The sequence below is a fragment of the Actinoplanes subtropicus genome (genome assembly GCF_000721705.1).
Lineage (GTDB): Bacteria > Actinomycetota > Actinomycetes > Mycobacteriales > Micromonosporaceae > Actinoplanes > Actinoplanes subtropicus.
In genome coordinates, this window is sequence record NZ_JOJL01000004.1 from 457,601 (window position 1) to 483,873 (window position 26,273).

The window sequence follows — 26,273 nt, forward strand, 5'->3', positions numbered from 1 at the left end:
TCGTCACGCCCGGCCGAACAGATTCGCGTGGTTCACCCAGAGCCAGGCCACATAGTCCCGGAGCTCCGCCGGGGTCGCCAGCCATCCGTTGCCGGCATACGTGAGGATGCGTCGCATTTCCCCGGACAGCAGGTCATATGCGTTCATGCCGGTCTCCGCGACCGTCGCATGCGGCGGAACCGGCACCGCCGCCGGAATCACCGGAACGCCGAGCCCGCGGTCGTCGAATGCTTTGAGGACGGTGAGAAATGCTCGCGGAAGGTGGTACGGGGACACCGTCAGCGCCACACTCCGAATGGCCAGCCGACGCACCTGATCGGCGATCCAGGCGGCTTGCAGCGCGGTATTCGGCGCGGGCTCCGGCTGGATGTGCACGCCGTCGTATCGGCGCAGTCCGAGATCTCGGAGATAGCTCCGGGTCACCTCGACATGCGTACGCTCGGCGGGATTTCCCCCGGACACCAGAAGGAACCGGAGATGCGGTTCCGAATTCCACAGATCGACTGCGTGTCGCAGGCGTGTTTCCTCGCCCTGCCCGATCGGCACCGCGACGGCGTCGAGCACTCCCATGGCCGGCGGCGGAACGGTGAGAACCGCGAAGACCGTGCCCATGAGATCGAGCAGATCGTCGTTGCCGACCCCGTCGAAGGCAGTGCCTCGCACGACCCTCGGGGTCGACATCTCGAGCCCTGACCCGGCCCTCGGCATCCCTGTCACCTGGCTCCGATCCGACCGACGCCTCGTCCGCGGCTCAACCTACCATCCCGCCGCCCGGTTTTTTGGACACCGACTTTGAGCTGCGGGAACAGTGCAAACATCGCTTCGTCCGCGCGGTCGCGGCCCCCACAAGACATCGATGGAGGATAGGATCCTCCGCGATAGGTGGCCCAGGAGATGCGGGACCGTCGATCTCCTGAGCCGCCGGCCGATCCGGCCTGCATGGGGGGCATGTTGTCGTATGACCTCGCGGTAATCGGTTTGGGATATGTCGGCATACCACTGGCCAGGGAGGCGGTGAATCGGGGCCTCGCGGTCATCGGAGTGGATTCGGACCACGCCCGTGTGATGTCGGTCAACCGAGGGGTCTCCTATGTCGGCGACGTGCCCGACGACGATCTGGCGAAGATGCTCGCCCAAGGGTTCCGGGCGGTTTCCGATCCCGCCGAACTGGCCGCCGCCGGAGCCATTGTGGTCTGTGTCCCCACCCCCCTCGACAAGCAGTTCCGGCCGGATCTCACCGCCGTTCTGGATGCCGCCGGCCACATTGCCGCACATCTGCGGCCGGGCACCTTGGTGGTGCTGGAGTCGACGACGTGGCCGGGCACCACCGACACCGTGATCCGCCCGGTTCTGGAAAGCTCCGGTCTGATCGCCGGCCTGGACTTCCACCTGGCCTATTCGCCGGAGCGCGTCGACCCCGGAAACACCGAATTCGGCCTGCACAACACGCCGAAGGTGGTCGGCGGCCTCACCCCGGCCTGCCGCGACCGCGCGGTCGCCCTCTACCAGGAATTCGTGCCGCAGATCAAACCGGCGCGCGGCCTGCGCGAGGCCGAAATGGCCAAGTTGATCGAGAACACCTATCGCGCCGTCAACATCGCCCTGGTCAACGAAATGGCCACGTTCTGCGCCGATCTGGGCGTCGACATCTGGGATTCGATTTCGGCCGCGTCGACCAAGCCGTTCGGATTTCAGCAATTCCTGCCCGGGCCGGGCGTCGGCGGCCACTGCATCCCGGTCGACCCGGCCTATCTGGCGCACGCCGTCCGGGGGCTGGGCTACCCGTTCCGCCTCGCCGAACTGGCCCAGGAGATCAACGGGGCCATGCCGCACTGGGTGGTCGGACGGATCCAGCGGGCCCTCAACCGGGTCGGCAAGCCGGTCAACGGCGCTCGGATCCTGCTCCTCGGCGTCACCTACAAGGCCGATGTGGCCGACACCCGGGAGACACCGGCGCTCCCGGTGGCCCGCTCGTTGCTGCGTCTGGGCGCCGACATCCGGTTCGGCGACCCGTTCGTCCCGGAGTGGCCGGTCGACCGTCGGCTGCTCACCGCGGAGCGCTGCCTCGACACCGCGGTGGCGGACGCGGATCTCGTCGTGCTCCTCCAGGCACACGGCGCCTTCGACCTGGAAATGATCGCTCAGAAGGCGCGGCTGGTGCTCGACACCCGCGGGGTGCTCCCACGCCGCGCGAACGTCGAACCGCTGTAGCGACCGACCTCCGGAATGCACCCCCGAAAGGCGTTCACCCCGATGAAGATCCTGGTAACCGGAGGCGCGGGCTTCATCGGTTCGCACCTCTGCGACCATCTGGCCGGACTCGGCCACGAGCTGGTGATCCTCGACGACCTCTCGACCGGTGCCCTGGCGAACATCCGGCATCTCCTGCCGTCCGGGGCGGTCCGGTTCGTGCCCGGCTCGATCCTCGACCCCGAGGCGGTCGACGAGTGCACCCGCGGCGTCGACCGGGTGTTCCACCTCGCCGCCGCGGTCGGGGTGCACAACATCGTCGACCACCCGTTGCGGTCGTTGCGGATCAACCTGCACGGGACCGAGAACGTGGTTCAGGCGGCGGTCCGGCACGGCGCCCGGTACGCGATCGCCTCGACCAGTGAGGTCTACGGCAAGAACGACGTGGGCCGCCTCGACGAGAACGCGGACCGGATCCTCGGCTCCCCGCTGAAGAGCCGGTGGTCCTACGCCGCGGCCAAGGGCCTGGACGAGCTCATCGCGGCCGAGCACAGCCGGGCGACCGGCGTCCCCTGCGTCGTCCTGCGTCTCTTCAACGTGGTCGGTCCGCGGCAGACCGGCCGGTACGGCATGGTCGTCCCCCGGTTCGTCGCGCAGGCGCTGGCCGGAGACCCGATCACCGTGCACGGCGACGGCACCCAGCGCCGCTGCTTCGGTTCGGTGCACGACGTGGTCCCGGCGATGACGGCGCTGCTGGACACCCCGGAGGCCTACGGCACGGCGGTCAACCTCGGTGGCCAGCAGGAGACTTCGATCCTCGGGCTCGCCGAGCGGATCCGCGAGCTGACCGGCTCCGCCGCAGGCATCCGGCTCGTGCCCTACCGGGAGGCCTACGGACCGGGCTTCGAGGACATGCGGCGCCGGATGCCGGACCTGACGCTCGCGGGACGGCTGATCGGCTACCGGCCGCAGTACCGTCTGGACGACATCATCAAGACCGTTATCGACGATCAGGCTGGGTAGCCTCGCCCCGGATCGCTCCCTGCGGGTCACCGCGGCGGCCGCCCTCGCCGTCGCGGCGCCGCGCGCCCTCGCTACGGCGCAGGTGTGGAATCAGATTTGGTTCGCGGCTTCCGACGCGGAGTGACGCCGGGATGGGCTGACGCGGGCCGCCGCCACGACGCACGACGCCGGGGGCGTGCATGGCGGCCCGCCAGGTCAGCCGGTCACCCGGCCGTGGGCCACTTCGAGGTGGCGGGTGGTGTGCACGGCGCCGAGCATCTTTCGGTCGTGCGTGACCAGCAGGAGCGTGCCGGGGTAGCTGTCCAGGGCCGACTCCAGCTGCTCGATCGCCGGCAGGTCGAGGTGGTTGGTCGGCTCGTCCAGCACCAGCAGGTTCACGCCCCGGGCCTGGAGCAGGGCGAGGGCGGCCCGGGTGCGCTCGCCCGGGGAGAGGGTCGCGGCGGGGCGCAGGACGTGAGCCGCCTTCAGGCCGAATTTGGCGAGCAGTGTGCGCACCTCCGCGTCGGGCATTTCGGGCACGGCGCTGCCGAAGGCCGTCATCAGGGGTTGCTCGCCGAGGAACAACTCGCGCGCCTGATCGATCTCGCCGACCACGACGCCGGGCCCGAGGGCGACGCTGCCGCCATTCAACGGGATTTGTCCCAAAATAGCGGCCAGGAGCGTGGATTTCCCGGAGCCGTTCGCCCCGGTGATCGCCACCCGGTCCGCCCAGTCGATCTGCAGCGTGACCGGCCCGAGCGTGAAGTCCCCGCGCCGCACCACCGCCTCCCGCAGCGTCGCCACCACCGCACCGGCCCGGGGCGCCGCGGCGATCTCCATCCGCAGCTCCCATTCCTTGCGCGGCTCCTCGACCACCTCCAGGCGCTCGATCAGCCGCTCGGTCTGCCGCGCCTTGGCCGCCTGCTTCTCGGTCGACTCGGTCCGGAACGCCTTCCCGACCTTGTCGTTGTCCGGCTGCTTCCGGCGCGCGTTGCGCACGCCCTTCTCCATCCAGGCGCGCTGCGTGCGGGCCCGCTCGAGCAGCTCGGACTTCTTGTCGGCGTACTCCTCGAACTGCTCCCGGGCGTGCCGGCGGCCGCGCTCGCGCTCCTCGAGATACGCGGCGTACCCGCCGCCGTACAGGTTCACTTGCTGCTGCGCCAGATCAAGTTCCAAGACCTTGCCGACCGTACGGGTGAGGAACTCCCGGTCGTGACTGACCAGCACCGTCCCCGCCCGCAGCCGGAGGACGAACTCCTCGAGGCGCCGCAGCCCGTCCAGGTCGAGGTCGTTGGTCGGCTCGTCCAGCAGAACAATGTCGTACCGGCTGAGCAGCAGCGACGCCATGCCGGCCCGGGCGGCCTGCCCACCGGAGAGCCCGGTCATCGCGTGGTCGAGCGCCACGGTCAGCCCGAGCTCGGCGGCGACCTGCTCGGCGCGCTCGTCCAGATCGGCCCCGCCCAGATCCAGCCACCGTTCCAGTGCGGCGGCATACGCGTCGTCCGCGCCCGGCTTCCCCTCGGCCAGGTCGCTCGCGGCCGCCTCCATCGCCGCCTGCGCGGGCCCGACCCCCGTGCGCCGGGCGAGGAAGTCACGCACCGTCTCGCCCGCGCGCCGCTCCCGCTCCTGCGGCAGATAGCCGACGCTTGCGGTGGGCGGGCTGAGCGTGACGGTTCCGCTCTCCAGGGGCACCAGACCCGCGAGGGTACGCAGGAGCGTGGTCTTCCCCGCCCCGTTGGCCCCCACCAGCCCGATCACGTCGCCCGGCGCCACCACCAGGTCGAGCCCCGAGAACAGAACCCGTTCCCCGTGGCCCGCCGCCAGCCCGCGGCCAATCATCGTCCCGCTCATCTCGGCCCCCATCCTAGGGAGCCGCCGGTCGGGCGACGCGGGGGAGCCGCCGGTCAGGCCTCGATCGGGACGGCCCGGCCGCTGACCCGGACGCCTGCCTCGCCCGGGGTGAGCCGGACGGTGAGGCGGCTGGGGCGGCCCAGATCGTCGCCCTGGCGCAGATACAGGGTCGCGTCGTCGGGGACGATCCACAGTTCGCGCAGGTAGCCGCCGAACGCCGCGGCGGCCGCACCGGTGGCCGGGTCCTCGTGGACGCCGCCGACCGGGAACGGGTCGCGGACGTCGAACGTGTCGTCGGAGGCCCGGAAGACCAGTTGCACCGTCGTCCAGCCGCGCGCCTCCATCAGGGCCTTCAGGGCGGGCACGTCGTAGTCGAGGTCGGCCAGCCGGCGGCGGCTTCCCACGGCGAGAATCGGGTGGTACGCGCCGGCGTAGGCGACCTTTGGTGGCAGTGACTCGTCCAGGTCGAAGGGGGTCCAGCGCAGGGCGGTGAGCAGGGCGGTCAGGTCGGCGTCGGGCAGGTCGTCCACCGACGGGTCGACGCTGGTCAGGGTGGCGGTTCCGGTCTCGTCGACGGTGACCGGGACGTCGCCGGCGTTGGTGGCGAAGACGTGGTCGCCGGGGCCGAGGGCCACCGCGGTGGCGATCGTGGCGTGTCCGCAGAAGGGGACCTCGGCCAAGGGGCTGAAGTAGCGGACCCGGTAGTGGTCGCCCTCCCGGGACCTGACGAACGCGGTCTCCGAGTAGCCGACCTCGGCGGCGATGGCCTGCATACCCGCGTCGTCCAGGCCGGCGGCGTCGAGCACCACCCCGGCGGGGTTGCCGCCTTTGGGGTCGTCGCTGAAGGCCGCCCAACGCAGAATCTCCGTCATGCGGCAAGCCTGCACCCCGGACCCGGACCACCGCCACACGCGAGAGTCGCGGCACGCGCGCGACCGGACGCCTGGGTCGCGCGGAACGGCGGGAACGGCCGCAAAGAGGCGGTGCCGGGCTCGCCTCGTACGGCCGAGGCGGAATTACCCTCCGGGTGCGTAGGAAAAGCGCTGGTTTTGGCCTTTCCTATTCCCGAAATCCGCGCCGTCCTGATCACACTTTCTTGTCGGACCGGGGGAGTAACTTCTTTTCCGTGACAGACGCACCGATCGCGATCCCGCCCACGCCGCCCGCCGGTCTTCCGCGCACGCTCGGTGAGCTGCGGGCCGCCGGGCATGAGTTCCGCACGGTCAAAGAGGAGTTGCGCGACAACCTGTTCGATCGGCTGCGCCGGGGCGCGCCGCGGTTCCCGGGCATCGTGGGGTATGACGACACCGTGTTGCCCGAGGTGGAGCGGGCGCTGCTCGCGGGGCACGACATGGTGCTGCTGGGGGAGCGTGGGCAGGGCAAGACGCGGCTGATCCGGGGGCTGATCGGGCTGCTCGACGAGTGGACTCCGTTCATCACCGGCTCCGAGCTGCATGAGCATCCCTATCTGCCGCTGACCCCGGCGTCGCGACGGCTGGTGGCGGAGGCGGGCGATCTCTTGCCGATCTCCTGGTTGCACCGGTCGGAGCGGTATGGGGAGAAGCTGGCCACCCCGGACACGAGCGTCGGCGACCTGATCGGTGACGTCGACCCGATCAAGGTGGCCGAGGGGCGGGCGCTGGGCGACCCCGAGACGATCCACTTCGGACTGGTGCCGCGGACGAACAGGGGCATCTTCGCGGTGAACGAGCTGCCCGACCTGGCCGAGCGGATCCAGGTGTCGCTGCTCAACGTGCTGGAGGAGCGCGACATCCAGGTGCGCGGCTACCAGCTGCGGCTCCCGCTCGACCTGTTGCTGGTCGCGTCGGCCAACCCGGAGGATTACACGAACCGGGGGCGGATCATCACGCCGCTCAAGGACCGGTTCGGCGCCGAGATCCGCACCCACTACCCGGTCGACCTGGAGCTGGAGACGGCGCTGGTCCGGCAGGAGGCGGTGCTGGTCGCGGCGGTGCCCGACCATCTGATCGACGTGATCGCGCGGTACACGCGGGCGGTCCGCGAGTCGCCGGCGGTGGATGCGCGGTCGGGCATCTCGGCGCGGTTCGCGATCGCCGCGGCCGAGACCATCGCGGCGTCCGCGCTGCGCCGGGCGGGGCTGCGCGGCGAGCGGGAGGCGGTGGCCCGGGTCGGCGACACCGTGTCGGTGACCTCCACGCTCCGCGGCAAGGTCGAGTTCGAGAGCGGCGAGGAGGGGCGGGAGACCGAGGTCCTCGCCCACCTGCTGCGGGTCGCCACGGCCGAGACGTTCCGCGACCGGCTGGGCGGGCTCGACCTGTCCGGCTTCACCGACCTGGTGGCCGAGGGCGCGATCATCGAGACCGGCGAGCTGGTCTCGGCCGAGGAGCTGCTCGGGCAGATCGGCACGGTGCCGGGGCTGGCCAAGGTGCTCGACCGGCTCGGGCTGGGCGACGCGCCGTCGCCGGGGCAGGCGGCGTCGGCGGTCGAGTTCGTGCTCGAAGGGCTGCACCTGACCCGCCGGCTGGCCAAGGAGCTGACCGACGACGGCCGCACGCTGTACGGGAGCTGAGGGGCATGGCGGGCAATCGGTTCCGGTACGGGGCCTGGCGGGACGGGCCCGATCCGCTCGCGCCGCCCTATGACGTGCGCGCGGCGGTCGACGAGGTGGGCGAGCGGGTCCTCGCCGGCGACTCGCTGCGGGACGTGCTGCGTGACCTGCTGCGACGCGGGCCGCGGGAGGGGCGCGGGCTCGACGAGATGCGGGCCCGGGCGCGCCGGCTGCGGCGGGACGCTCTGCGCCGGGGAAACCTGGACGGCGCGGTCACCCGGGCGCAGCAGCTGCTCGATCAGGCGGTGGCGACCGAGCGGGACGAGCTGCGCGGGCGCGACGACCCGGATGCCCGGTTCGCGGAGGCCGTGCTGGACAATCTGCCCAGATCGACCTCGCGGGCCGTGGAGGAGCTGTCGAACTACGACTGGGCGTCGGACGAGGCGCGGGCCCTCTACCAGCAGATCCTCGACGGGCTGCGGCGTGAGGTGGTCGAGCAGCGGTTCGCGGGGATGAAGCAGGCCCTGGAAAACGGCGACATGTCCGGCGTGTCGGAGATGGTGGCCGACCTCAACCAGCTGCTGCAGAGGCACGCGCGCGGCGAGGACACCGACGACGCCTTCCAGCGGTTCATGGCGAAACACGGCGAGTTCTTCCCGGAGAACCCGCAGAACATCGAGGAGCTGATCGACTCCCTGGCGCGGCGGGCGGCGGCGGCCGAGCGGCTGATGCGCTCGCTCACCCCGCAGCAGCAGGAGGAGCTGTCCCGGCTGATGGAGCAGGCGCTCGGCGACGGCCCGCTGCGCGGCCAGCTCGGCGAGCTGACCGACAACCTGCGCGCCCTGCGCCCGCAGCTCAACTGGGGGCGCGGCGAGCGGATGCGCGGGCCGGAGGACCTCGGCTACGGCGACGCCACCGCCGCGCTCGGCGAGATCGGCGAGCTGGACGAGCTGCTCGACCAGCTGGGCCAGGAGCACCCGGGCGCGACGCTCGACGACATCGACGTGGAGATGGTGGAGCGGCAGCTCGGCCGGTCCGCCGCCGACGACGTGCGCCGGCTGCGCGACCTCGAACGGGAGCTGTCCCGGCAGGGCTGGGTGACCCGGGACGAGGAGGGCCTGACCCTCTCGCCGAAGGCGCTGCGCCGGCTCGGCCGCACCGCCCTGGCCCAGGTCTTCGACGAGCTGAAGAGCAAACGCCAGGGCCAGCACGACCTGCGCGACGCGGGCGCGGCCGGCGACCTGATCGGCTCGTCCCGGCGCTGGGAGTTCGGCGACGAGCAGCCGCTGGACGTGGTGCGGACGATCGGCAACGCGGTCCGGCGCCGGGCCGGCGGCAACACCAAGACTCTTCCGGTACGCCTGGAGCCCGAGGACTTCGAGGTCGCCGAGACCGAACGGCGCGCCTCGGCGGCGGTGGCGCTCTGCGTCGACCTGTCCTACTCGATGTACGCGGACGGCCGCTGGGGCCCGATGAAGCAGACCGCGCTGGCCCTGTCGCACCTGGTCGCCACCCAGTTCCCGCAGGACTCGCTGCAGATCATCGGCTTCGGCAAGTACGCGTCGGCGCTGTCGCAGGGGCAGCTCGCCGCGATCGACCCGACCGCCGAGAAGGGCACCAACCTGCAGCACGCCCTCAACCTGGCCGGCCGGCACCTGCGCCGGCACCCGGGCGCCGAGCCGGTCGTGATGATCGTGACCGACGGCGAACCGACCGCGCACCTGGAGGACGGCGAGGCGTACTTCTGGTGGCCGCCCACCTCGGAGACGATCAACGCCACCGTCCGGGAGGTCGACCACCTGACCCGGTACGGCGCCACGCTCAACTTCTTCATGCTCGGCGAGGACCCGGGACTCCAGCGGTTCGTCGGCGCGGTCGCCGAGCGCAACGGCGGCCGGGTCTTCCGCCCGGACGCCGATGAGCTGGGCAGATACGTCGTCGATGACTACGTTCGCGCTCGCCGGGGCCGCCGCCGACAATCCTAGGACGGCGGACACGGTGTGCGTCGGGCGACTGGTCACCGGATCGAACCCCGGGGCTGGTTATAGTGGCTCGGCGAGTGACCGGTCACGCCTGGCCGGGGGGACCGGGCCGCCGGAGGGGGAGAGGAAGTCGCGATGTCGCAGCAGCCTGCGCCGTCCGTCGTCGCCTCCAACCGGATCTGGACGATTCCCAATGTGATCAGCTTCGTCCGGCTGCTCGGCGTGCCGCTCTTCCTCTACCTGCTGCTCGGGCCGCAGAAGGACGTCGCCGCGGTGGTCGTGCTGGCGATCGGCGGCACCACCGACTGGGTGGACGGCTTCGTGGCCCGCCGGATGAACTCGGTGAGCCGCCTCGGCGAGCTGCTCGACCCGTTCGCCGACCGGCTCTACATCCTGGCCACGCTGATCGGGTTCACCGTGCGCGGCGTGGTCCCGTGGTGGCTCACCGGCGCCCTGCTGCTGCGCGAGGTGGTGCTCGGCATCGCCCTGCTGGTGCTGCGCCGGCACGGCTACGGGCCGCCGCCGGTGCACTACGTCGGCAAGACCGGCACGTTCGTGCTGCTCGCCGCGTTCCCTGTGATCCTGCTGGCCCGGGCGATCGACTCGTCCTGGCTCGCCCCGATCGGCTGGGGGCTGGCCTGGTGGGCGCTCGGGCTGTACTGGGCGGCGGCCGTGCTGTACCTGACCCAGACCCGCCGGCTGTTGAGAGCCGCAGCCGGATGACGGACGAGCAGCCCAAGCGGGTCTTCGCCCCGGACTTCCTCACCGAGTTGTTCCGCAATCCCCTCGACCCCGGTTACGCCGACGCGGCCGCCCGCAAGGCCGTCGAGGGGGAGCCGACCGGCCCTCGTCGCTGGATCGGCAGCGGGATCTCGCTGATCACGCTGGTCGCGCTCGGCTTCCTGTTCGTCGTGGCGTACCAGCAGACGATCGCCGACGAGCCGGCCCGCACGAAGGCCCGCGCCGCCCTGCTGCAGCAGGTGCAGAGCCGCCGCGACCAGACCACCCAGCTGCAGGCGCAGGCCGACAAGCTCGGCGACGACGTGGCGAAGCTGCGCGAACGGGAGCTCGGCGGGGCCGCGGTCGCCCAGCTGCGGGACATGGAGGCGGCGACCGGCCTCGCCCCGGTCAAGGGGAACGGCGCCCGGATCCGGCTCGGTGACGGCCCGACCCCGATCAACCCGGTCACCGGCGAGCGCAACACGGTGGCCCGGGTCAAGGACACCGACCTGCAGCTGGCCACCAACGCGCTCTGGTCGCTCGGCGCCGAGGCGATCACGATCAACGGGCAGCGGCTGACCGCGACCTCGACGATCCGGCAGGCCGGCGAGGCGATCCTGGTCGACTTCCAGCCGGTCACCACGCCGTACGAGGTGATCGCGATCGGGCCGGACGACATGGCCAAGAACTTCCGCGACGGCTACGCGGGCAAGTTCTTCAAGGAACTGGCGACCAAGTACGGGATGTCGTTCGGCGCCTCGGACGTGCGCGGCGTGACGCTGCCGGCGGCGACCGAGCTGAAGCTCCGGGTGGCGTCGCCGATCCCGTCGCCGTCGGCCGCCGCATCCAACAGCAGTTCTGGCTCGGTAAGCAGCTCACCCTCGGAAGGCGGCCGATGATCGCCGTACTCGCCCTCGCGGCCGGTGTCGTCCTGGGCATCGTGTTCCATCCGACCGTGCCGGCCGGCCTGCAGCCGTACCTGCCGATCGCCGTGATCGCGGCGCTCGACGCGGTGTTCGGCGGGGTCCGCGCCAAGCTCGACGGCATCTTCGACGACAAGCAGTTCGTCGTCTCGTTCATTTCCAACGTGCTGGTCGCGGCCCTGATCGTCTACCTCGGCGACCAGCTGGGCGTGGGCGGGCAGCTGTCCACCGGCGTGGTGGTCGTCCTCGGCGTGCGGATCTTCGGCAACGTCGCCGCCATCCGCCGCCACCTCTTCCGGGCCTGATCATGACCGAACCCGACCTCCCCACCGCCGGCCGCCGTCCACCGGGACCAGATCAAGAACAAGACCCGGTTTCCGGTACGCCGGAAGCAGTCACGCCGGAAGCGGTGCAGTATGTGCGGCCCGCGCCCGGTGCGGCGTTGACCCCCGCGCCGGCCACCCCGGAGGCCGACGAGGATCCGGACGGCCCCACCCTGCCCCTCGACCGGCCCGCCGTGCCCGATCGGGTGACTCCGGAGACCGGTGCCGACGACGTACCGGCAAAGGCGGAGGAACCACCCACCAAGCCGGCGCCGTGGCGACGGCTCTCCTCGGCCGGCGCGCTGATCTGGGTGCTGCTGGCGCTCTTCGGCTTCACGCTGGTCGTGCAGCTGCGCAGCAACGACGGCGACCAGGGCCTGGCCACCGCCCGGCAGGAGGACCTGGTGCGGATCCTCAGCGACCTGGAGGCGCGCGACAGCCGCCTGCAGAGCGAGATCAGCGCCCTGGAGACCAGCCAGCGGCAGCTCACCTCGGGCGTGGCCGGGCGGCAGGCGGCGCTGGCCGAGGCCGAGAAGCGCGCCGACGAGCTGGGCCTGCTGGCCGGCACCCTGCCGGGCCGCGGGCCGGGCCTGGTGATCACGATGGAGAAGATCAAGGCGTCGGCGGTCCTCAACGCCGTGCAGGAGCTGCGCGGGGCCGGCGGCGAGGTGATGCAGATCGCCGGCGCCAACGGGCAGACCGTCCGGATCGTCGCGTCCAGCTACTTCGTGGACGCGGAGGGTGGTGGCATCGTCTGCGACGGGGCCAAGCTCAGCGGCCCCTACCTGCTCATCGTGATCGGCTCGCCGCAGACCATGCAGACGGCTCTGCAGATCCCCGGTGGGGTGGTCGCGTCGGTGAACAGCGGCGGCGGTAGCGTGACGATGGAACAACGCGCCGAGGTCGAGGTGACCGCGGTGCACCAGGCGACGGCATTGCAGTACGCCAAGCCGGCTTCGTGAGCAGAACCAAGCTTCGTGAGCAGAACCGGTGCGAACGGGAGAGATTGCGTGATTCCTGAGGACCTGCGGTACACGGCGGAACACGAGTGGGTGTCCGGTGACGGCAGCGGGCCCGTGCGCGTGGGGATCACCCACTACGCGCAGGATGCGCTCGGCGACATCGTCTTCGTCCAACTGCCCGAGGAGGGCACTTCGGTCTCGGCGGGCGACTCGCTCGGCGAGATCGAGTCGACCAAGAGCGTCTCGGAGATCTACGCGCCGATCTCCGGCACCGTGGTCGCCAAGAACGCGTCGCTGGACGACGAGCCCGAGCTGATCAATGCCGAGCCGTACGCGGCCGGCTGGCTCGTGGAGATCGCGCCGGACGATCCGGCCGCCATCGGCGACCTTCTCGACGCGTCGGGATATCAGGCATTGACCGAGAGCTGATTTCCCCGTCCGACCGCCCCGCCGCCACCCTTGACCGGTCTAAAGGCTGGGCCCAAATCCGCGCGTCCGGTTGCCCCGCGATATTGGCCCTGACTAGGGTTGCGGGGCAACGCGGAAACACCATTTGTGGCACCCGAAATTCGAAAACCGATAGTCGTGCGTCCGGGCCGCCTGGCGACGACCAACTGATCCGTGAGGTGGTCCGATGACGCGCCCAGACGACGAGTTCCCCCCGCTCGACGTCACGTCCACGCTGAACCTCGGTGCGCTCGATGAGGTGCTGGAGGGTCCCGACACCGACGTGGTGCCGAGCCGCATGTCCGGCTCGCTCCCGCCCGGGATGGCACTGCTGGTCGTGCGACGCGGTCCGAACGCGGGGGCCCGCTTCCTGCTCGACCACGACGTCACCACCAGTGGGCGGCACCCCGACAGCGACATCTTCCTCGACGACGTGACGGTGTCCCGCCGGCACGCCGAGTTCCACCGCGACGGTGGCACCTTCACCGTGCGCGACGTCGGCTCGCTCAACGGCACGTACGTGAACCGCGAGCGGGTCGAGGCGGCGACCCTGAGCAACGGGGACGAGGTGCAGATCGGCAAGTTCCGCCTGGTGTTCATCGCCGGCCCCCGGCCGGAGGGCGAGGCCTGAGCGTGAACCAGTCGGGGGCGGCCGCACGCGACCCGGGGCATCGCCCCGCGGCCGCCCGGGAGGCTGCGCTGATGAGCATCGGGGAGGTGCTGGCCCACCTGCGCACCGAGTTCCCCGACACGACGATCTCCAAGCTGCGGTTCCTGGAGGCGGAGGGGCTGGTGGATCCCCAGCGCACCGCCTCCGGGTACCGCAAGTACTCGTGGAACGACGTCGCCCGCCTGCGGTTCGTGCTGACCGCGCAGCGCGATCAGTACCTGCCGCTGCGGGTGATCCGCGAGCAGCTGGACCGTCTGGACACCGCGCCGGTCACGCCGGTGCGGCCCTCGCTGGTCGCGGTCGGCGACGACACCGACAAGGCGGCGGACCCGGCCGACACCCGCATCCCGCGGGAAGATGTGATGGAACGCACGGGGGTCTCGGGCGATCTGCTCGACGAGCTCGAGCAGATCGGATTGATCACCGCGAAACCCCCGGGCTGGTACGACGGGGACGCCGTGATCATCGTCGAGGCGGTGGCCGGGCTGGGCCGGTACGGTCTCGAGGTTCGGCACCTGCGGGCGTTCCGGGCCGCCGCCGACCGGGAAGTCGGCCTGTTCACCCAGCTGCTGGCGCCGCTGGTGCGGCAGAGCGACCCCGCGGCGCGGGCGCGCGCCAACGAGACGGCACGGGAACTGCAGGCGCTTTCGCAGAAATTGCACGCCGCGCTGGTCCGGGCCGGATTGCGCGGAGAGCTCGGCCGCTGAGGCGGATCGGCGCTCGTGGGATCCGGACGGGAGGCGTGTACCGTGCAGGTTAAGGGGGGCCGTGCGAAGCGGCATGGACAACGACACGGAGGCGTGCGGTGCGCGAGCTGAGCGTGGTCGGGGTTCGGGTGGAGCTGCCGAGCAACCAGCCGATCGTCCTGCTGCGGGAGGTCGACGGTGATCGGTACCTGCCGATCTGGATCGGCGCCGTGGAGGCGACGGCGATCGCGTACGAGCAGCAGGGTGTGAAACCCGCCCGTCCGCTCACCCACGACCTGCTGCGGGACGTCCTGGCGGCCCTGCAGGCGCCGCTGCGGGCCGTGGAGATCACCGAGCTCAAGGACAACGTCTTCTACGCCGACCTGCTGATCGGTGAGGACCTGCGCGTCTCGGCCCGGCCCAGCGACTCGATCGCCCTGGCCCTGCGGGTCGGCGCGCCGATCCGCTGCGCCGACCAGGTGCTGACCGAGGCCGGCATCGTCATCCCGGACGAGCAGGAGGACGAGGTCGAGAAGTTCCGCGAGTTCCTCGACCAGGTCCGTCCCGAAGATTTCGCGGGCTAGATCCTCTTCCTCCATACGCGGCGTGTCGCCCCGTTACCTCACTGTTCAAAGCCTCGCTGAGATATACGCTCGTGAGGTCCAGGTGAAGCGGCACCGCGCAGCGGGGAGGTAGTCGCGTGCACGAACAGCCGGTAGAGGGCCCACTCGTCGGCGAGGACGGCTCGGTCGGTTACCGCGGGGTGACGGCCTGCCAGGCGGTCGGCATCAGCTACCGCCAGCTCGACTACTGGGCACGCACGACGCTGGTCGTCCCGAGCATCCGGGACGCGTCCGGCTCGGGCACCCAACGGCTGTACTCGTTCCGCGACCTGGTCGTTCTCAAGGTCGTGAAGAGGCTGCTCGACGCGGGCGTCTCGCTGCAGAACATCCGCCGGGCGATCGAGACGCTGCGCTCGCGCGGCGTGGAGGACCTGGCCGGCATCACCCTGATCTCGGACGGCACCACGGTCTACGAGTGCCGCTCGCCGGAGGAGGTCGTCGATCTTCTCCAGGGCGGCCAGGGCGTGTTCGGCATCGCGATCGGCGGGGCGTTCAAGGAGATCCAGGGGTCGCTGTCGCACCTGCCGGCCGAGCCCGCGGCGGGGCCGCAGCCGGTCGGGTCGCCGCCCTCCCCGGATGCGCCGGCCGAGGGCGACGAGCTTGCCGCCCGGCGGGCGCGCCGCCGGGCCGGCTGAGATCGCTTTACGCCTTGCGGCGCAGTTTCACCGTGCTGTCGGTACGGGTGTGGTCGGCCCCGTCGGGGCCCTTCTGCTCGCGCGGGTGAACCTCGGCCTTCAGGGTCTCCCAGTCGTCGCTCAGAGCCAGCCCTTTGATCACCTCGTCCGGGGTGGGGAAACGCATCTGTTCCGGTCCGTGGTCATGGCCCTGGTGCCGGAACGGGCCGTGATCCATGTGGCCCTCGATCAGCAGGATGCCGCCCGGTGCCACCGCGCCGGCCGCCCGGCGCAGGATCTTCTCCCGGTCGAACTCCTCCCAGAAGTGCAGGAACTGGGCGGACACCAGGTCGAACTCGCCGGCCGGGAAGGTCTGCTCGAGGTCGTGGCGCTGCCAGTCGACCGTCACGCCCGCCTCGGCCGCATGCTCCGCGGCGCGTTCGAGGGCGACCCCGGAGATGTCGGCGGCGGTCACCTGCCAGCCCTGGCGGGCCAGCCACACCGCGTCGGCGCCCTCGCCGCAGCCCAGATCCAGCGCGCGGCCCGGTTTCAGGCCGGCAACCTCGGCCACCAGGGCCACGTTCGGGTTACCGCTCCAGATGCGGTGGCTCTCCTGGTAGCGGGCGTCCCATGCGTGCTCGTCACTCATGCGCCCAGCATGCGGCTATTTGAACTTTCCGCCTAGCATTGTTGCCGAAACGGCAAAGGGCCGCGCCCGCGGCGCCGGGACGCGTAGCGTCGGGCTCGTGATCCCGCAGAACTATCCGATCTACATCACCGAGCCGGGGAACCAGACCTGGCTGGTGATCGGCTGGATGCCGGACCAGGCGTCGGGGCTGCCGCGCCAGCCGGTCGTGCTGCTGTGCGGGCGGGAGACCGAGGAGCCCCGGGTCCTCGAACGGACGGTGCCGTTCCGGGTGGTGGGCACAGGGGATCGGCCCCTCGGTTAGTGCGTGCGGCCGGCGGGCTGCGGCGCGCGCCTGCTGGGCGGCGGCACGTGTGCTGGGCTGCCGCGTGCGACGCTGGCCTGCGGCGCGCGTGCTGGCCTGCGGCGCGCGTGTGCTGAGCTGCCACGTGCGCCGCTGGCCTGCGGCGCGCGTGTGCTGGGCTGCGGCGTGCGACGCTGGCCTGCGGCGCGCGTGCTGGGCTGCGGCGTGCGCCCGATGGCGTGCGGCGCGCGGGTGCTGAGCCGCCGCGTGCGCCGCTGGCCTGCGGCGCGCTTGCTGGGGTGCGGGCGCGGGGTGGGGTCTGCGGCCGCGCGGATGGGGCCGGGTCAGGGTGTGCGGCCCGAGTAGACGCCGACGGGGCGGAAGCGGCTGGGACGGTTCGCGTACTCCTCCAGGGCGTGGGCCAGCCAGCCGGCGGTGCGGGCGACCGCGAAGATGGCCTCGCCGGCGTCCGCGGGCATGTCGTAGTGCAGGGCCAGGGCGGCGAGCGCGAGGTCGATGTTGGGGCGGGTACCGGAGCGGTCCTCGACCGCCTCGGACACCCGCAGCGCCGTTTCCAGGGCGGGGCCGTCGCCGAGCATCGGCAGCAGGGCGGCGGCGCGCGGGTCGGCGTCGGGGTAGAGGGCGTGGCCGAAACCGGGGACGTGCCCGTCGTTGCGGAGCCGGGCGGCGATCGTGCCGACCGGGTCGCCGCTGGTCATGGCCTCGTGCAGCATCGAGTAGGCGAGGACGCTGGCCGCGCCGTGGAACGGGCCGTCCAGCGCGGCCAGGCCGGCGCTGACCACGGCGTAGGGGTGGGCGCGGGTCGAGGCGGCGATGCGGGCGGCCAGCGTGGAGGCGGCGATGTCGTGATCGGCCAGCAGGATGAGGGCGGCGTTGAGCAGGCGGCAGTCGTCGGCGGTCGGCCGCCGGGCGGTCAGCCGGGTCCACAGCGCCACGGCCAGGGGGCTCACCGCGTCGCCGGCCGCCGCTGGTGAGTCGGGACGGGACGGAGCCGCCCCGCTCGCGGCCGCGGCCGACTGGTGGCGTGAGCGGGCCCGGCGGGGCAGGGCGCCGACCATGGTCGCCAGCATCGTGCGGCCGGTGGCGATCACGGCGGGCGCGCTGGTGTCGAAGCGCAGCGGGTCGTCCGCCGCGGCCGCCGCGACGATCACGCGCAGCCGGTCGGTGGTGCGGACGTCGGCCGGCAGCGGCGCGATGATCGCCTCGACCAGAGCCGTCAGGACGGGCTTGTCGACGAGATCGACGTGCTCGAGGGTGCCGGTCCAGAGTAGGGTCGCCACCGCCTCGAAGGTGGAGCGGCGGGCCAGGCCGATCGCGTCCACGCCCCGGTAGTAGAGGCCGCCGTCCTTGATCAGCGTGATGCCGGTCTGGATGCCGGGTGTCGTCGTCCGCCGGCGACCGGCGACGAAGGCGTCGATGTCCGCCTTGGCGAAGAGGCTGCCCTTGCCCCGGGCGTTGCGGACGGCGGGGAGCAGGCCGCGGCTGACGTAGGCATACACCGTCGTGGGTTTGACGCCCAGGCGGGCGGCGACCTGGTCGGTGGTCAGCAGGTGGGGTTCCGGGGTCATGTGGACATCGTCTCATATTGACTGGATCAATATTGACGTCAACATTGACGGGATACATGTTGATTGCATGTTGACTGTCAACCCTGGATTGGCCGGTGTCGTCGCGTTCGACACCGAGATCGCCGAACCCGACCGGGCCGGCGGGTCGCTGCGCTACCGCGGCGTCGACCTTCGCGAGCTGGCCGGGCGGGTGAGCTTCGCCGACGTGTGGGGGCTGCTCGCCGACGGGGACTTCGCGCAGGGCCTGCCGGCCGCCGAGCCGTACCCGATCCCGGTGCACTCCGGCGATGTCCGCGTCGACGTGCAGGCGGCCGTGTCGATGCTGGCGCCGCACTGGGGGCTGCGCCCGCTGATCGACATCGACGCCGCGCAGGCCCGCGAGGACCTGGCCCGCGTCTCGGTGATGATGTTGTCCTTCGTGGCCCAGTCGGCGCGCGGCCCGCGGATGCCGGCCGTCCCACAGCGGCTGGTCGACGCCGGCCGCAACGCCACCGAGCGCTTCATGATCCGCTGGCAGGGCGAGCCGGACCCGCGGCATGTGGCCGCCATCGACCGCTATTGGGTGTGCGCGGCCGAGCACGGCATGAACGCGTCCACCTTCACCGCCCGCGTCGTCGCCAGCACCGGTGCCGACGTGCCGACCTGCCTGTCCGCCGCGGTGGCCGCGCTCTCCGGGCCGCTGCACGGGGGCGCGCCGGCTCGCGCGCTCGGGATGATCGACGACGTCGAACGCGGGGCCGAGCCCCGGGCGTACGTCAAGGGGATTTTGGATTCCGGAAAGCGTCTGATGGGTTTCGGGCACGCGATCTATCGCGCCGAGGACCCGCGGGCGACGATCCTGCGCGAGGCGGCCCGCGAGCTGGGCGCTCCGCGGTACGAGGCGGCGCTCGAGCTGGAACGGGCGGCGCTGGCCGAGCTGCGCGAGCGCAAGCCGGACCGGGTGCTGGAGACCAACGTCGAGTACTGGGCCGCGGTGGTCCTCGACTTCGCCCGGGTCCCGCCGGAGATGCTGGCGGGCATGTTCACCTGCGCCCGCACGGCCGGTTGGAGCGCGCACATCCTCGAGCAGAAGCGGCTCGGCAAGCTCATCCGCCCGTCCGCCGACTACGTGGGGCCGGACGCCCGTCCGGCGTCGACGCTGCCCGGCTGGGAGACCGCGCTCAAGCGTTACGCGTGACCGGGGTTGACCGGCCGATACTAAGCGCGCATACTAAATACATGAAGAGGACCGCCGCTGGGGAGATCAACACCGAGGTGCCCGTACGCGGGGATGGGGTGCCGGCATGAGGGCGTGGCTCGGTGTGGTGTGCCGCGATCACGTCCTGCGGGGCGCGAGGCTGGGGATCGCCCAGATCGGGCACGGCAAGCGGGACGGGCTCGCGCGGCTCGCGGCCGGTGACTGGCTCGTCTACTACTCGCCGCGGACGAGCCTGCGCGACGGTGCGCCCTTGCAGGCGTTCACCGCGCTCGGCCGGATCGCCGACGACGAGATCTGGCAGGCGCACGAGGGCGACTTCCACCCGTGGCGGCGCCGGGCCGACTACCTGCCCGGCGCGGTCGAGACGCCGATCAAGTCGTTGCGTCTCGACCTCACGGACCGGGCCGGCTGGGGTGCCACGCTGCGGCGCGGCCTCGTCCGGCTCACCGACGACGACTTCGCGCGCATTCACGCCGCGATGCGGGCGCCTGGAGTGGCGGCCGGAGCGGCGCCTGGAGTGGCGGCCGGGGCGCCGCCCGAAGTCGCGCCCGGCGAAAGCGGGCCGGCCGCGTGGGCGCAGCCGGTGACGGCGTGAGTCTGGCCTCCGGGTTCGAGAGCGCGGAGGAGAGTCCCGGCTTCCTGTTGTGGCAGGTCACCAACCGGTGGCAGGTCGCACAGCGGGCCGCCCTGAAGCCGTTCGACCTCACGCATGTGCAGTTCGTGCTGCTGGCGGGGCTCACGTACCTGCAGGCGTCCGGCCCGGTCACGCAGAAGACCCTCGCCGGGATGGCCGCCACCGACCCGATGATGACCTCGCAGGTGCTGCGCACGCTGGAGGGCCGGGGTCTGGTGCATCGGCCCGCGCATCCCACCGACGGGCGGGCCCGGGCGGTGGCCGTCACCGAGGGCGGCCGCGACCTCGCCAACCGGGCGGTGGTGGCGGTCGAGGCGTGCGACGCCGCCTTCTTCGCGGGCCTGGGCGACGGCTTGGGTGCCTTCACCGCGGGGTTGCGCATCTTGCGGCAATCCTGAATGGGGGCAGGAGGGCCGGCTTGCCGATCGTGGCGTGGGCTCCGGTTCGGCGGGGCGCCGTCGGGCCGACGGGCAAGCACTGGCACGTGTTCCACCTGATCGCGCGAGTACCGCTCATTCGGCCAGAACGAAGATGAACTCCTCGACGCCGTCCAAAGGCACGGGCGCCGCGGCCTCCAGCGTTCGGTCGCGCCGGAAGCCGCATTTCTCCAGGACGCGGATCGAACCGGCGTTATGGGCGGCGACATGGGCGTACAGCGGCCGCTCCGGCAGTTCGGTCGCGAATTGCGACAGCGCCCGGGTCGCCACGCCGCGGCCCCAATATTCGCGCCCGATCCAGTAGCCGATCAGCCGCTGCCCGTCGTCCGGCCAGCTGCTGAGGACGCCCGCGATTTCGCCGTCGGCCAGGATCGTCCGCAGGATGTTCGCGTCGTCGAGCCGGATTTTCGCCCAATGCGCGTCGAACTGATCCCGGTCGCGCGAGGGGAAGGCGGCCATCGCGGCCGCCTCCGGATCCGTCTGGTGGTCGAAGAGCACGTCGAGGTCGCTGTCCTCGACCTCCCTGAGGCGTACGTCGTCGGTCATTGTTCTGGCTCTCAGGTCTTGGGCCGGGAACAGCCCGGCGGCCGCGGTCGGAGCCGTACCACCCACTCAGCTCGGCTGGCACGGCGGGGACTCGGCTCAGCTCGTACGGTAAAGGCTTTTGTATTGAACCCGGCGGCGTCAGACCCCGGCATTGGTGAAGGGGTTGTGTTCGGTGATGAGTTTGTCGATGCGGGCCTGGTCGACGCGGCGGACCACGGTGCCCGAGTCCTGGGCGTCGCGGACGGTTTTGGCGAGGGTGAAGGCCGAGGTGACGACGTAGAGCAGGCCCAATCCCAGGAAGGCGCGGACCCAGCCGCCGACCGGGAGGTAGTAGATGCCGATCGCGACGGCGATGAGGGAGATGCTGAACGAGGCTATCGCCTGGGCGTAGAAAGCGTTGGTGACCTTCGGCTGCGTGCTGATGTCCATGGCGGTCATCCTCGTCGGCGGCGGGCCGTGGCGGATGAGTGCGAATACTCAACGGCGCCTCAAAGGCCCTCGTGGTTGAGGTAGAGCACGATTCGCAGGCGGTCGCCGTCGTCGTGCAGCAGGAACGAGGAGGACAGGCGTTTCGGGTCGCCGCCGGCGAGGCGGGGGCAGGCCCATTCGGTACGGGCGAGCAGGTAATGGTCGTCGAGGCGATCCCAGGTCAGTGCCGTGCGGGCGGCGGGGCCCAGGCCGGCGGCCGCGAAAAGGGCTGCTCGGCGGGGGAGGGCCTGCAGGAACCGGTCGAGCGTGATCGGGCGGGCGCCGGTGGCATCGGCGAGGAGGAATGGGTCGGCGAAGAGTTCCGGGTCGCCCTTGGCTTTGCCGAAGACTTCGAAGAATTGCGGTACGCGGGAGTCGTCCATGGCGGAAACGGTAAACCGGGTAGGCCGACAGAATACCACAAAATGCGTATTTATTCCAGTACTCGGCGGGTGGAAATGGGATCGGCCATTTCGCTGATGCGCTTCGCCACGTGGGCGGCGCCGGCGCCGAGCAGGATCGTGTAGTGGTTGACGTCGGGAACCATTTCGGCGCCGGCGGCCTGCAGTATGGGCAGCGGGTACATGCCGGTGGGCTCGTCCTGCAGGCCGCGGGGCGCTCCTAGGAGCGGGAACTCGGCGGGCGCGGGGTGGGTGAGCATGTCGCGGGCGTCGGCTCGGATGGCGTCGATATTGCAGGACGAGCCGGCGCCGGTGTAGTCGCGCAGGATGTAGGCCGAAATATCGTCATTCCATGACGAGCCGAGCGCCGGATTCGCACGGAAATAAGCTAAATATTCGGAAGATGTGGGGAAAGTCATGGAGAGACGCCGCATGGCCGGGCCGATCGTGGCCAGCAGGGCGGCGTCCACGTCGATGTCCGGCGGCACGGGCAGCGGGAGGCCGCCGTCGATGAGCAGCACCGACGAGACCCGGGTGGGATAGCGCGCGGCCGTCTCGGTGACCGCGAAGCCACCCATCGAGTGTCCGGCCAGCGCCACCTTCCGTGCCCCGAAGTGATCGGCCACCGCGACCAGGTCGGCCGCGTGCGCGGCCATCCCGTAGGGCCCGGGAAGACTCGCGCTCCCGGCCCTTCCGCGCAGATCAGGGGCAATCAGCCGGACGCGTCCCGCCAGTTCCCGGGCGACAGCGGCCCAGCTGAGCGCGTTCGCGGTGATCCCATGAGCGGCGATGACCAGCGGGCCGTCACCGGGCCAGGCCACCACGCGCAGCAACCCGCCCCGCACCGCGACGTCGATCTCCTCCATCCCAGCAGCGTAGGCACTTCGTGGGTCGCCGCCACATGGCTCCGACCCACATCCGGCCGTCCCGCACCATGTGGGTTCGACGCAGGAGGCGCCGGACTGGGCTAGCCTGTCCCTTCCACGATCTTGGATGTATCGAGTCCGAGGCCGACGAGGACGGAGTGTGGATGCAAGAACCGCACCGCTGACGACGGTCTCGCGGTCATCTACCGGGTCAACAAGGACACCGGCGACCGGGTGCTGATGACCAACGGCACCAGCGGCGGCGTGACCAACCCCTGGCTCGGGCACGGCAACGACATGACGATCGTCGACATCGACGGCGTACACCACCTGTTCGTGGTCACCATGAAAGGCAGCGGCAGCGCGCAACTGGTGAAGCTCAGCTACGACGGCAGCACCTACTACTTCGCCGGGTCGTACGAGATCCGTCTCAACGGATGATGCCCGAGGTTTTCTCTATCTATATAGAGTTCCGGCATGGTTCGAGCGAGGCGCCCGTCGGCGCAGACCCTGTTGGTCGTCAACGCGCTGGCCGCCGAGCCGGGTGTCTGGCGGTACGGCTATGAGCTCGGGCAGCAGGTCGGCCTGAAGGCCGGTTCGCTGTATCCCATTCTGATCAGGCTGCGCGATCGGGGCCTGCTCGCGGCGAGCTGGGAGGACGATCCGACGCCCGGTCGGCCGCCGCGGCATCTGTACCGGTTGACCGAGGATGGTGTGCGCTGGGCGGCCGAGGTGGCGGCCGGGCCCGCGCCGGCCCGTGCGGCCGTTCGTCCTCGGCTGCGGGAGGTGTGATGACCATGGTCGGACGGGATGGGCCTGCCCGGTTGCTGGGCGCCGCCGTGCGGGTCCTGCCGGCCGGGCGCCGGGACTGGGGCCGGGCGATGCAGGCGGAGCTCGCCGCGATCGAGGACCCCGCGGATCGGCGCGGTTTCGCCTGGGGTTGCCTGCGCGCCGCCGCGGTCGAGTTCCATCTGCTGCGCGGCGCCCTGCACGTATTGGCGGTGTTGGCCGTGGCGGGGACGTTGGTGGCGTGGGCGGCGACCGTCAACGAGCCACCGCTGGCCTGGATGCTGTCCACGGTCGTGTCGCTTCTCGCCGTGGTGTGCTGGGCGGCGCGCAAGGCCGGCATGCTCGGGCCCACCGATGACGGGGTCGCGGCGTGGCTGCTGCGCGGTGGCGGCTACCTGATCGCGGTCGCGGTCGCCGCGGTTGCCCTGGCCCACAGCCACCCGGCGACCCTGGAGGCGGCCGATGCCGGCTCCGCCGTTCTGGGACTGTCCACGATCGGCGCGGGTTTCCTGGTCGGGGTGGTCTCGGTGGCGGGCAGGCGGTCGGCGGCGACGGCCCGGGTGCTGATCACCGGCGTCGGTAGCGCGCTGGCCGCGACCGCGGGCTGGCTGCTTGTTGTGCTTCTCGCCCCGCCGATCCCGGCCACGGTCGGCTGGGCGCTGGCGGCGACCGCGGTGGCCGCGGTGCTCGCCGTGCTGGCGAATGCCGGCGAGTCCAGCACCATCCAGGCCTGCCTGCTGGCCGGGCTGATCGCCACGGCGGCCACGATGGCGTTGATCTTCGGCAGCGTGGAACTGCTCGCCCATCTGGGTCCGGACCGCCTCATCCCGGACATCACCCCCGCAGCCCTGCCCGGCCAGCACATCAGCGAGAGCCGGACCGAGATCGTCGACCCGTACGTGCTGATCCTCTTCCTGGCCGGGGCGGCGGCGACCGTGCTCGGCCTCGCCGCCGTTGCCACCCGCCGGCCCGTTGCCGGCAGCTCCCGCTCAGTCACCGGATAGCGGCCCGCGGAGCCGGTGCAGGCGCAGGGCCAGCTGGAGGTCGAGCGCGCGCCCCGGCGCCTGCCAATCGGCCCCGAGCAGGTGCGAGATCCGGTCGAGGCGCTGGGTGACCGTGTTGACGTGGACGTGCAGCGACTCGGCCGCCCGGGACAGGCTGCCGCCCGCGGCGAAGTAGGCCTCCAGCGTCCTGAGCAGCGCCGTGCCCCGCCGCGCGTCGTAGTCGATCACCGGCCCGGCGGCGGCGTGCACGAACGCCGGGACGTCGCGGCGGTCGCCCAGCAGCAGGCCGACGTAGCCGAGCTCGGTGTGGCCGGCCCCGTCGCCGGTGCGGCCCAGGGCGATCAGTGCCGTCGCGCACGAATCGGCCTCGTGGAACGCGGACGCCACCTCGGCCGGCGACCCGGACGGGCCGGCCGCCCCGGCGGTGACCGGCCGGCCCAGCGTCCGGCCCATTTCCTTGGCGACCGTACGGGCACATCCGGCCGGATCCGACCCCGGCAGCAGCAGCGCGATCCGCCCGTCCCGCCCGGCCGCCAGGCCACCGCGCGCCGCCGCGAAGGTCCGCGCCCAGGACAGCGCCCGCTGCCGCAGCTCGCCGGCCACCGCCACCAGCACGTGCGGCTCGTCCAGCGACACGCCCAGCCGCTCGGCCCGCGACCGCAGGCCCTCCTCGTCGCGCAACGGCACCGAGATCAGGTCGTCGAGCAGTTCGCCGCGGACCTGCCCCTCGGCCTCGGCGACCGTCCGGCGAAACAGCAGCAGCAACGCGGTGATCTGCGCGGCCCGCTCGAGAATCCGCTGGTCGGCGCCCTCCAGCCGGTGCGACGGGTGGAACACCAGGGCGCCCAGGTTGTCGGCGCCGGCCGCGACCGCCGCCACGTACGCGTCGCCGCGCGCGACGCTGTGCCCCTCGGCCCGGGACGCGGCGACCGCCGAGGCCACCTCGGCAGTCTCCAGGGTGGGCATGCCGCCGGACGAGGGCCAGGAGGCGGACTTGGCGGTGGCCAGGGTGCGGCCCTGGGCGTCCAGCACGATCAGCGCGCCGCCGAGCACGTCGACCAGGTCGGCCGCCACGTCCTCCACGCCGCCGCCGCGCAGCACCAGCGCGGTCATCCGGTCGTGCGCCGCCGCGGCCCGCTCGACCGACGCGCTGTGCGCCTGGATCACCCCGTTCGCCTCGGACAGCTCGGCCAGCGCCGCCTGGGTCTCGGTCAGCAGCCGGGCCGTGTCGATCGCCACCGCGGCGTGCGCGGCGAGCGACCCGAGCAGCGCGACCTCCTCCCGGGCGAACGGGCGCTCGGTCCGGTTCGCCGCGAACAGGACCCCGATCACGGCCGGTCCGAGGAGGAGCGGCACTCCCAGGATCGCGACCAGGCCCTCGTCCCGTACACCCGAATCGATCTCCGCCGTGTGCCGGAAGCGCGGGTCCTTGCCGTAGTGCGCGGTGACATACGGCGTCCCGGAGACGGCGACCAATCCGCCCAGGCCGGCCCCCGCGGGCAGCCGCAACGTCTGGAAGCTGGCCGCCACCGAGCCGTCGGTGATCCGCATGTACGTGTCGCCGCGCTCCGGATCCTCGAGCGTCAGGTACGAGACGTCCGCGCCGAGCAGCGTGCGCGCCCGGTGCACGATCGCCCGCAGCACCGCGTCGAGGTCGCGCAGCCCGGCGAGGTCGCCCGCGGTGTCGTAGAGCGCGGACAACTCCTCCTCGCGGCGCCGCCGGCGCTCCAGCAGTTCGCGTACGCGCAAGGCAGCGATTTTGATCTCTTCGAGCGAGGCCAGCTCGGCCGGGGGCGCGCCGGCCTGCCGGGCGGCGAGCAGCGGGCGCTCGAACTCGACCGGGGCGGCCTCCCGGGCGAGCAGCGTCAGGAACTCGAGCATGATCGGAA

30 protein-coding genes are annotated in these 26,273 nt (G+C 71.7%); 20 read left to right on the top strand and 10 right to left on the bottom strand.

What is annotated here, in order from left to right:
- Positions 1 to 3: 3 nt before the first annotated feature.
- Positions 4 to 612 (bottom strand): ElyC/SanA/YdcF family protein, encoded by a 609-nt coding sequence (locus IH26_RS0107875; RefSeq protein ID WP_084598738.1) that lies wholly within the window; start codon positions 610 to 612, stop codon positions 4 to 6.
- A gap of 336 nt (positions 613 to 948) precedes the next feature.
- Between IH26_RS0107875 and IH26_RS0107880 the strand changes: the two genes are divergently transcribed.
- Together IH26_RS0107880 and IH26_RS0107885 are read left to right on the top strand one after the other, a co-directional pair.
- Positions 949 to 2,211, top strand: coding sequence for a nucleotide sugar dehydrogenase (locus tag IH26_RS0107880; RefSeq protein WP_030435455.1), 1,263 nt, complete (start codon positions 949 to 951; stop codon positions 2,209 to 2,211).
- A gap of 42 nt (positions 2,212 to 2,253) precedes the next feature.
- Positions 2,254 to 3,213, top strand: a complete 960-nt coding sequence (locus tag IH26_RS0107885; protein ID WP_030435456.1) for an NAD-dependent epimerase/dehydratase family protein — start codon at positions 2,254 to 2,256, stop codon at positions 3,211 to 3,213.
- Positions 3,214 to 3,408: 195 nt separating this feature from the next.
- Here the strand turns inward: IH26_RS0107885 and IH26_RS0107890 are convergent, their stop codons facing one another.
- Positions 3,409 to 5,043 carry an ABC-F family ATP-binding cassette domain-containing protein gene (locus IH26_RS0107890; RefSeq protein ID WP_030435457.1) on the bottom strand — a complete coding sequence of 545 codons (1,635 nt, stop codon included), beginning with the start codon at positions 5,041 to 5,043 and terminating at the stop codon, positions 3,409 to 3,411.
- A 53-nt stretch (positions 5,044 to 5,096) separates the two neighbouring features.
- On the bottom strand, positions 5,097 to 5,915 hold the full coding sequence (locus IH26_RS0107895; RefSeq protein ID WP_030435458.1) for a PhzF family phenazine biosynthesis protein: 819 nt from the start codon (positions 5,913 to 5,915) through the stop codon (positions 5,097 to 5,099).
- A 254-nt stretch (positions 5,916 to 6,169) separates the two neighbouring features.
- Between IH26_RS0107895 and IH26_RS0107900 the strand changes: the two genes are divergently transcribed.
- From IH26_RS0107900 to IH26_RS0107950, 11 genes are all read left to right on the top strand, one after another.
- Entirely contained in the window at positions 6,170 to 7,594 is a 1,425-nt protein-coding gene (locus IH26_RS0107900) for a sigma 54-interacting transcriptional regulator (RefSeq protein ID WP_030435459.1), read from the top strand.
- Between the two features lie 5 nt (positions 7,595 to 7,599).
- Positions 7,600 to 9,558: a vWA domain-containing protein gene (locus IH26_RS0107905; RefSeq protein ID WP_030435460.1), complete on the top strand. Its 1,959-nt coding sequence runs from the start codon at positions 7,600 to 7,602 to the stop codon at positions 9,556 to 9,558.
- Positions 9,559 to 9,690: 132 nt separating this feature from the next.
- Positions 9,691 to 10,278 carry a cardiolipin synthase ClsA gene (clsA, locus tag IH26_RS0107910; protein ID WP_030435461.1) on the top strand — a complete coding sequence of 196 codons (588 nt, stop codon included), beginning with the start codon at positions 9,691 to 9,693 and terminating at the stop codon, positions 10,276 to 10,278.
- Positions 10,275 to 11,174 carry a DUF881 domain-containing protein gene (locus tag IH26_RS0107915; RefSeq protein WP_030435462.1) on the top strand — a complete coding sequence of 300 codons (900 nt, stop codon included), beginning with the start codon at positions 10,275 to 10,277 and terminating at the stop codon, positions 11,172 to 11,174. The genes clsA and IH26_RS0107915 overlap by 4 nt, the downstream gene beginning before the upstream one ends.
- Complete coding sequence (locus tag IH26_RS0107920) at positions 11,171 to 11,503, top strand: small basic family protein (protein WP_030435463.1); 333 nt, start codon at positions 11,171 to 11,173, stop codon at positions 11,501 to 11,503. Before IH26_RS0107915 ends, IH26_RS0107920 begins: the two co-directional genes overlap by 4 nt.
- A 2-nt stretch (positions 11,504 to 11,505) precedes the next feature.
- The gene (locus IH26_RS0107925; protein WP_030435464.1) at positions 11,506 to 12,483 is read left to right on the top strand and encodes a DUF881 domain-containing protein; all 978 of its coding nucleotides are present in this window, start codon (positions 11,506 to 11,508) and stop codon (positions 12,481 to 12,483) included.
- A 48-nt stretch (positions 12,484 to 12,531) separates the two neighbouring features.
- Positions 12,532 to 12,912, top strand: coding sequence for a glycine cleavage system protein GcvH (gcvH, locus tag IH26_RS0107930; protein WP_030435465.1), 381 nt, complete (start codon positions 12,532 to 12,534; stop codon positions 12,910 to 12,912).
- A 205-nt stretch (positions 12,913 to 13,117) separates the two neighbouring features.
- Positions 13,118 to 13,561, top strand: coding sequence for an oxoglutarate dehydrogenase inhibitor Odhl (gene odhI, locus IH26_RS0107935; RefSeq protein WP_020514443.1), 444 nt, complete (start codon positions 13,118 to 13,120; stop codon positions 13,559 to 13,561).
- A 71-nt stretch (positions 13,562 to 13,632) separates the two neighbouring features.
- On the top strand, positions 13,633 to 14,307 hold the full coding sequence (ftsR, locus tag IH26_RS0107940; protein ID WP_157437102.1) for a transcriptional regulator FtsR: 675 nt from the start codon (positions 13,633 to 13,635) through the stop codon (positions 14,305 to 14,307).
- 98 nt (positions 14,308 to 14,405) lie between these two features.
- Complete coding sequence (locus IH26_RS0107945) at positions 14,406 to 14,870, top strand: bifunctional nuclease family protein (RefSeq protein ID WP_030435467.1); 465 nt, start codon at positions 14,406 to 14,408, stop codon at positions 14,868 to 14,870.
- Positions 14,871 to 14,986: 116 nt separating this feature from the next.
- Positions 14,987 to 15,544 carry a MerR family transcriptional regulator gene (locus IH26_RS0107950; RefSeq protein WP_030435468.1) on the top strand — a complete coding sequence of 186 codons (558 nt, stop codon included), beginning with the start codon at positions 14,987 to 14,989 and terminating at the stop codon, positions 15,542 to 15,544.
- A 7-nt stretch (positions 15,545 to 15,551) separates the two neighbouring features.
- On the opposite strand, the gene IH26_RS0107955 is transcribed toward IH26_RS0107950, so the two are convergent.
- Positions 15,552 to 16,172, bottom strand: a complete 621-nt coding sequence (locus IH26_RS0107955) for a class I SAM-dependent methyltransferase (RefSeq protein WP_030435469.1) — start codon at positions 16,170 to 16,172, stop codon at positions 15,552 to 15,554.
- A gap of 97 nt (positions 16,173 to 16,269) precedes the next feature.
- On the opposite strand from IH26_RS0107955, the gene IH26_RS0107960 reads away from it, so the two are divergent.
- Positions 16,270 to 16,473, top strand: coding sequence for a hypothetical protein (locus IH26_RS0107960; protein WP_030435470.1), 204 nt, complete (start codon positions 16,270 to 16,272; stop codon positions 16,471 to 16,473).
- A 323-nt stretch (positions 16,474 to 16,796) separates the two neighbouring features.
- Here IH26_RS0107960 and IH26_RS0107965 read toward each other — a convergent pair whose 3' ends face one another.
- Positions 16,797 to 18,041, bottom strand: a complete 1,245-nt coding sequence (locus IH26_RS0107965) for a citrate synthase (protein WP_030435471.1) — start codon at positions 18,039 to 18,041, stop codon at positions 16,797 to 16,799.
- 67 nt (positions 18,042 to 18,108) lie between these two features.
- Between IH26_RS0107965 and IH26_RS0107970 the strand changes: the two genes are divergently transcribed.
- From IH26_RS0107970 to IH26_RS0107980, 3 genes are all read left to right on the top strand, one after another.
- A complete protein-coding gene (locus IH26_RS0107970) occupies positions 18,109 to 19,218 on the top strand; it encodes a citrate synthase 2 (protein WP_030435472.1) in 1,110 nt (369 codons plus the stop codon).
- Positions 19,219 to 19,324: 106 nt separating this feature from the next.
- Complete coding sequence (locus IH26_RS0107975) at positions 19,325 to 19,834, top strand: EVE domain-containing protein (protein WP_084598710.1); 510 nt, start codon at positions 19,325 to 19,327, stop codon at positions 19,832 to 19,834.
- The gene (locus IH26_RS0107980; RefSeq protein ID WP_030435474.1) at positions 19,831 to 20,271 is read left to right on the top strand and encodes a MarR family winged helix-turn-helix transcriptional regulator; all 441 of its coding nucleotides are present in this window, start codon (positions 19,831 to 19,833) and stop codon (positions 20,269 to 20,271) included. The genes IH26_RS0107975 and IH26_RS0107980 overlap by 4 nt, the downstream gene beginning before the upstream one ends.
- Before the next feature lie 114 nt (positions 20,272 to 20,385).
- On the opposite strand, the gene IH26_RS0107985 is transcribed toward IH26_RS0107980, so the two are convergent.
- The 4 genes from IH26_RS0107985 to IH26_RS0108000 all read right to left on the bottom strand — a co-directional run bounded on the left by IH26_RS0107985 (position 20,386) and on the right by IH26_RS0108000 (position 22,591).
- Positions 20,386 to 20,856, bottom strand: coding sequence for a GNAT family N-acetyltransferase (locus IH26_RS0107985; protein ID WP_030435475.1), 471 nt, complete (start codon positions 20,854 to 20,856; stop codon positions 20,386 to 20,388).
- Between the two features lie 138 nt (positions 20,857 to 20,994).
- On the bottom strand, positions 20,995 to 21,285 hold the full coding sequence (locus IH26_RS0107990) for a YiaA/YiaB family inner membrane protein (RefSeq protein WP_030435476.1): 291 nt from the start codon (positions 21,283 to 21,285) through the stop codon (positions 20,995 to 20,997).
- Positions 21,286 to 21,344: 59 nt separating this feature from the next.
- Positions 21,345 to 21,707 carry a hypothetical protein gene (locus tag IH26_RS0107995; protein ID WP_030435477.1) on the bottom strand — a complete coding sequence of 121 codons (363 nt, stop codon included), beginning with the start codon at positions 21,705 to 21,707 and terminating at the stop codon, positions 21,345 to 21,347.
- 50 nt (positions 21,708 to 21,757) lie between these two features.
- A complete protein-coding gene (locus tag IH26_RS0108000; protein ID WP_030435478.1) occupies positions 21,758 to 22,591 on the bottom strand; it encodes an alpha/beta fold hydrolase in 834 nt (277 codons plus the stop codon).
- 123 nt (positions 22,592 to 22,714) lie between these two features.
- Between IH26_RS0108000 and IH26_RS0108005 the strand changes: the two genes are divergently transcribed.
- Genes IH26_RS0108005 through IH26_RS0108015 form a run of 3 tightly spaced genes read left to right on the top strand, consistent with a single transcriptional unit; the run spans position 22,715 to position 24,384 of the window.
- The gene (locus IH26_RS0108005; protein WP_157437103.1) at positions 22,715 to 23,032 is read left to right on the top strand and encodes a hypothetical protein; all 318 of its coding nucleotides are present in this window, start codon (positions 22,715 to 22,717) and stop codon (positions 23,030 to 23,032) included.
- Between the two features lie 36 nt (positions 23,033 to 23,068).
- Positions 23,069 to 23,383, top strand: a complete 315-nt coding sequence (locus IH26_RS0108010) for a PadR family transcriptional regulator (protein WP_030435480.1) — start codon at positions 23,069 to 23,071, stop codon at positions 23,381 to 23,383.
- Between the two features lie 5 nt (positions 23,384 to 23,388).
- Complete coding sequence (locus tag IH26_RS0108015; protein ID WP_157437104.1) at positions 23,389 to 24,384, top strand: hypothetical protein; 996 nt, start codon at positions 23,389 to 23,391, stop codon at positions 24,382 to 24,384.
- Here the strand turns inward: IH26_RS0108015 and IH26_RS0108020 are convergent.
- Positions 24,370 to 26,265 carry a helix-turn-helix domain-containing protein gene (locus tag IH26_RS0108020; protein ID WP_030435482.1) on the bottom strand — a complete coding sequence of 632 codons (1,896 nt, stop codon included), beginning with the start codon at positions 26,263 to 26,265 and terminating at the stop codon, positions 24,370 to 24,372. The genes IH26_RS0108015 and IH26_RS0108020 overlap by 15 nt on opposite strands.
- Positions 26,266 to 26,273 lie beyond the last annotated feature (8 nt).

Excerpts from the sequence above, each read along its gene's own strand:
- IH26_RS0108020 (WP_030435482.1), bottom strand. The coding sequence starts at position 26,265 with ATGCTCGAGTTCCTGACGCTGCTCGCCCGGGAGGCCGCCCCGGTCGAG.
- IH26_RS0107890 (WP_030435457.1), bottom strand. The coding sequence starts at position 5,043 with ATGAGCGGGACGATGATTGGCCGCGGGCTGGCGGCGGGCCACGGGGAA.
- IH26_RS0107895 (WP_030435458.1), bottom strand. The coding sequence starts at position 5,915 with ATGACGGAGATTCTGCGTTGGGCGGCCTTCAGCGACGACCCCAAAGGC.
- IH26_RS0107880 (WP_030435455.1), top strand. The coding sequence starts at position 949 with ATGTTGTCGTATGACCTCGCGGTAATCGGTTTGGGATATGTCGGCATA.
- IH26_RS0107885 (WP_030435456.1), top strand. The coding sequence starts at position 2,254 with ATGAAGATCCTGGTAACCGGAGGCGCGGGCTTCATCGGTTCGCACCTC.
- IH26_RS0107920 (WP_030435463.1), top strand. The coding sequence starts at position 11,171 with ATGATCGCCGTACTCGCCCTCGCGGCCGGTGTCGTCCTGGGCATCGTG.
- IH26_RS0107955 (WP_030435469.1), bottom strand. The coding sequence starts at position 16,172 with ATGAGTGACGAGCACGCATGGGACGCCCGCTACCAGGAGAGCCACCGC.
- IH26_RS0108015 (WP_157437104.1), top strand. The coding sequence starts at position 23,389 with ATGGTCGGACGGGATGGGCCTGCCCGGTTGCTGGGCGCCGCCGTGCGG.
- IH26_RS0107915 (WP_030435462.1), top strand. The coding sequence starts at position 10,275 with ATGACGGACGAGCAGCCCAAGCGGGTCTTCGCCCCGGACTTCCTCACC.
- odhI (WP_020514443.1), top strand. The coding sequence starts at position 13,118 with ATGACGCGCCCAGACGACGAGTTCCCCCCGCTCGACGTCACGTCCACG.
- IH26_RS0107970 (WP_030435472.1), top strand. The coding sequence starts at position 18,109 with ATGTTGACTGTCAACCCTGGATTGGCCGGTGTCGTCGCGTTCGACACC.
- IH26_RS0108000 (WP_030435478.1), bottom strand. The coding sequence starts at position 22,591 with ATGGAGGAGATCGACGTCGCGGTGCGGGGCGGGTTGCTGCGCGTGGTG.
- IH26_RS0107990 (WP_030435476.1), bottom strand. The coding sequence starts at position 21,285 with ATGGACATCAGCACGCAGCCGAAGGTCACCAACGCTTTCTACGCCCAG.
- IH26_RS0107965 (WP_030435471.1), bottom strand. The coding sequence starts at position 18,041 with ATGACCCCGGAACCCCACCTGCTGACCACCGACCAGGTCGCCGCCCGC.
- ftsR (WP_157437102.1), top strand. The coding sequence starts at position 13,633 with ATGAGCATCGGGGAGGTGCTGGCCCACCTGCGCACCGAGTTCCCCGAC.
- clsA (WP_030435461.1), top strand. The coding sequence starts at position 9,691 with ATGTCGCAGCAGCCTGCGCCGTCCGTCGTCGCCTCCAACCGGATCTGG.
- IH26_RS0107995 (WP_030435477.1), bottom strand. The coding sequence starts at position 21,707 with ATGGACGACTCCCGCGTACCGCAATTCTTCGAAGTCTTCGGCAAAGCC.
- IH26_RS0107985 (WP_030435475.1), bottom strand. The coding sequence starts at position 20,856 with ATGACCGACGACGTACGCCTCAGGGAGGTCGAGGACAGCGACCTCGAC.
- IH26_RS0108010 (WP_030435480.1), top strand. The coding sequence starts at position 23,069 with ATGGTTCGAGCGAGGCGCCCGTCGGCGCAGACCCTGTTGGTCGTCAAC.
- IH26_RS0107925 (WP_030435464.1), top strand. The coding sequence starts at position 11,506 with ATGACCGAACCCGACCTCCCCACCGCCGGCCGCCGTCCACCGGGACCA.
- IH26_RS0107875 (WP_084598738.1), bottom strand. The coding sequence starts at position 612 with ATGGGCACGGTCTTCGCGGTTCTCACCGTTCCGCCGCCGGCCATGGGA.
- IH26_RS0107975 (WP_084598710.1), top strand. The coding sequence starts at position 19,325 with ATGAGGGCGTGGCTCGGTGTGGTGTGCCGCGATCACGTCCTGCGGGGC.
- IH26_RS0107905 (WP_030435460.1), top strand. The coding sequence starts at position 7,600 with ATGGCGGGCAATCGGTTCCGGTACGGGGCCTGGCGGGACGGGCCCGAT.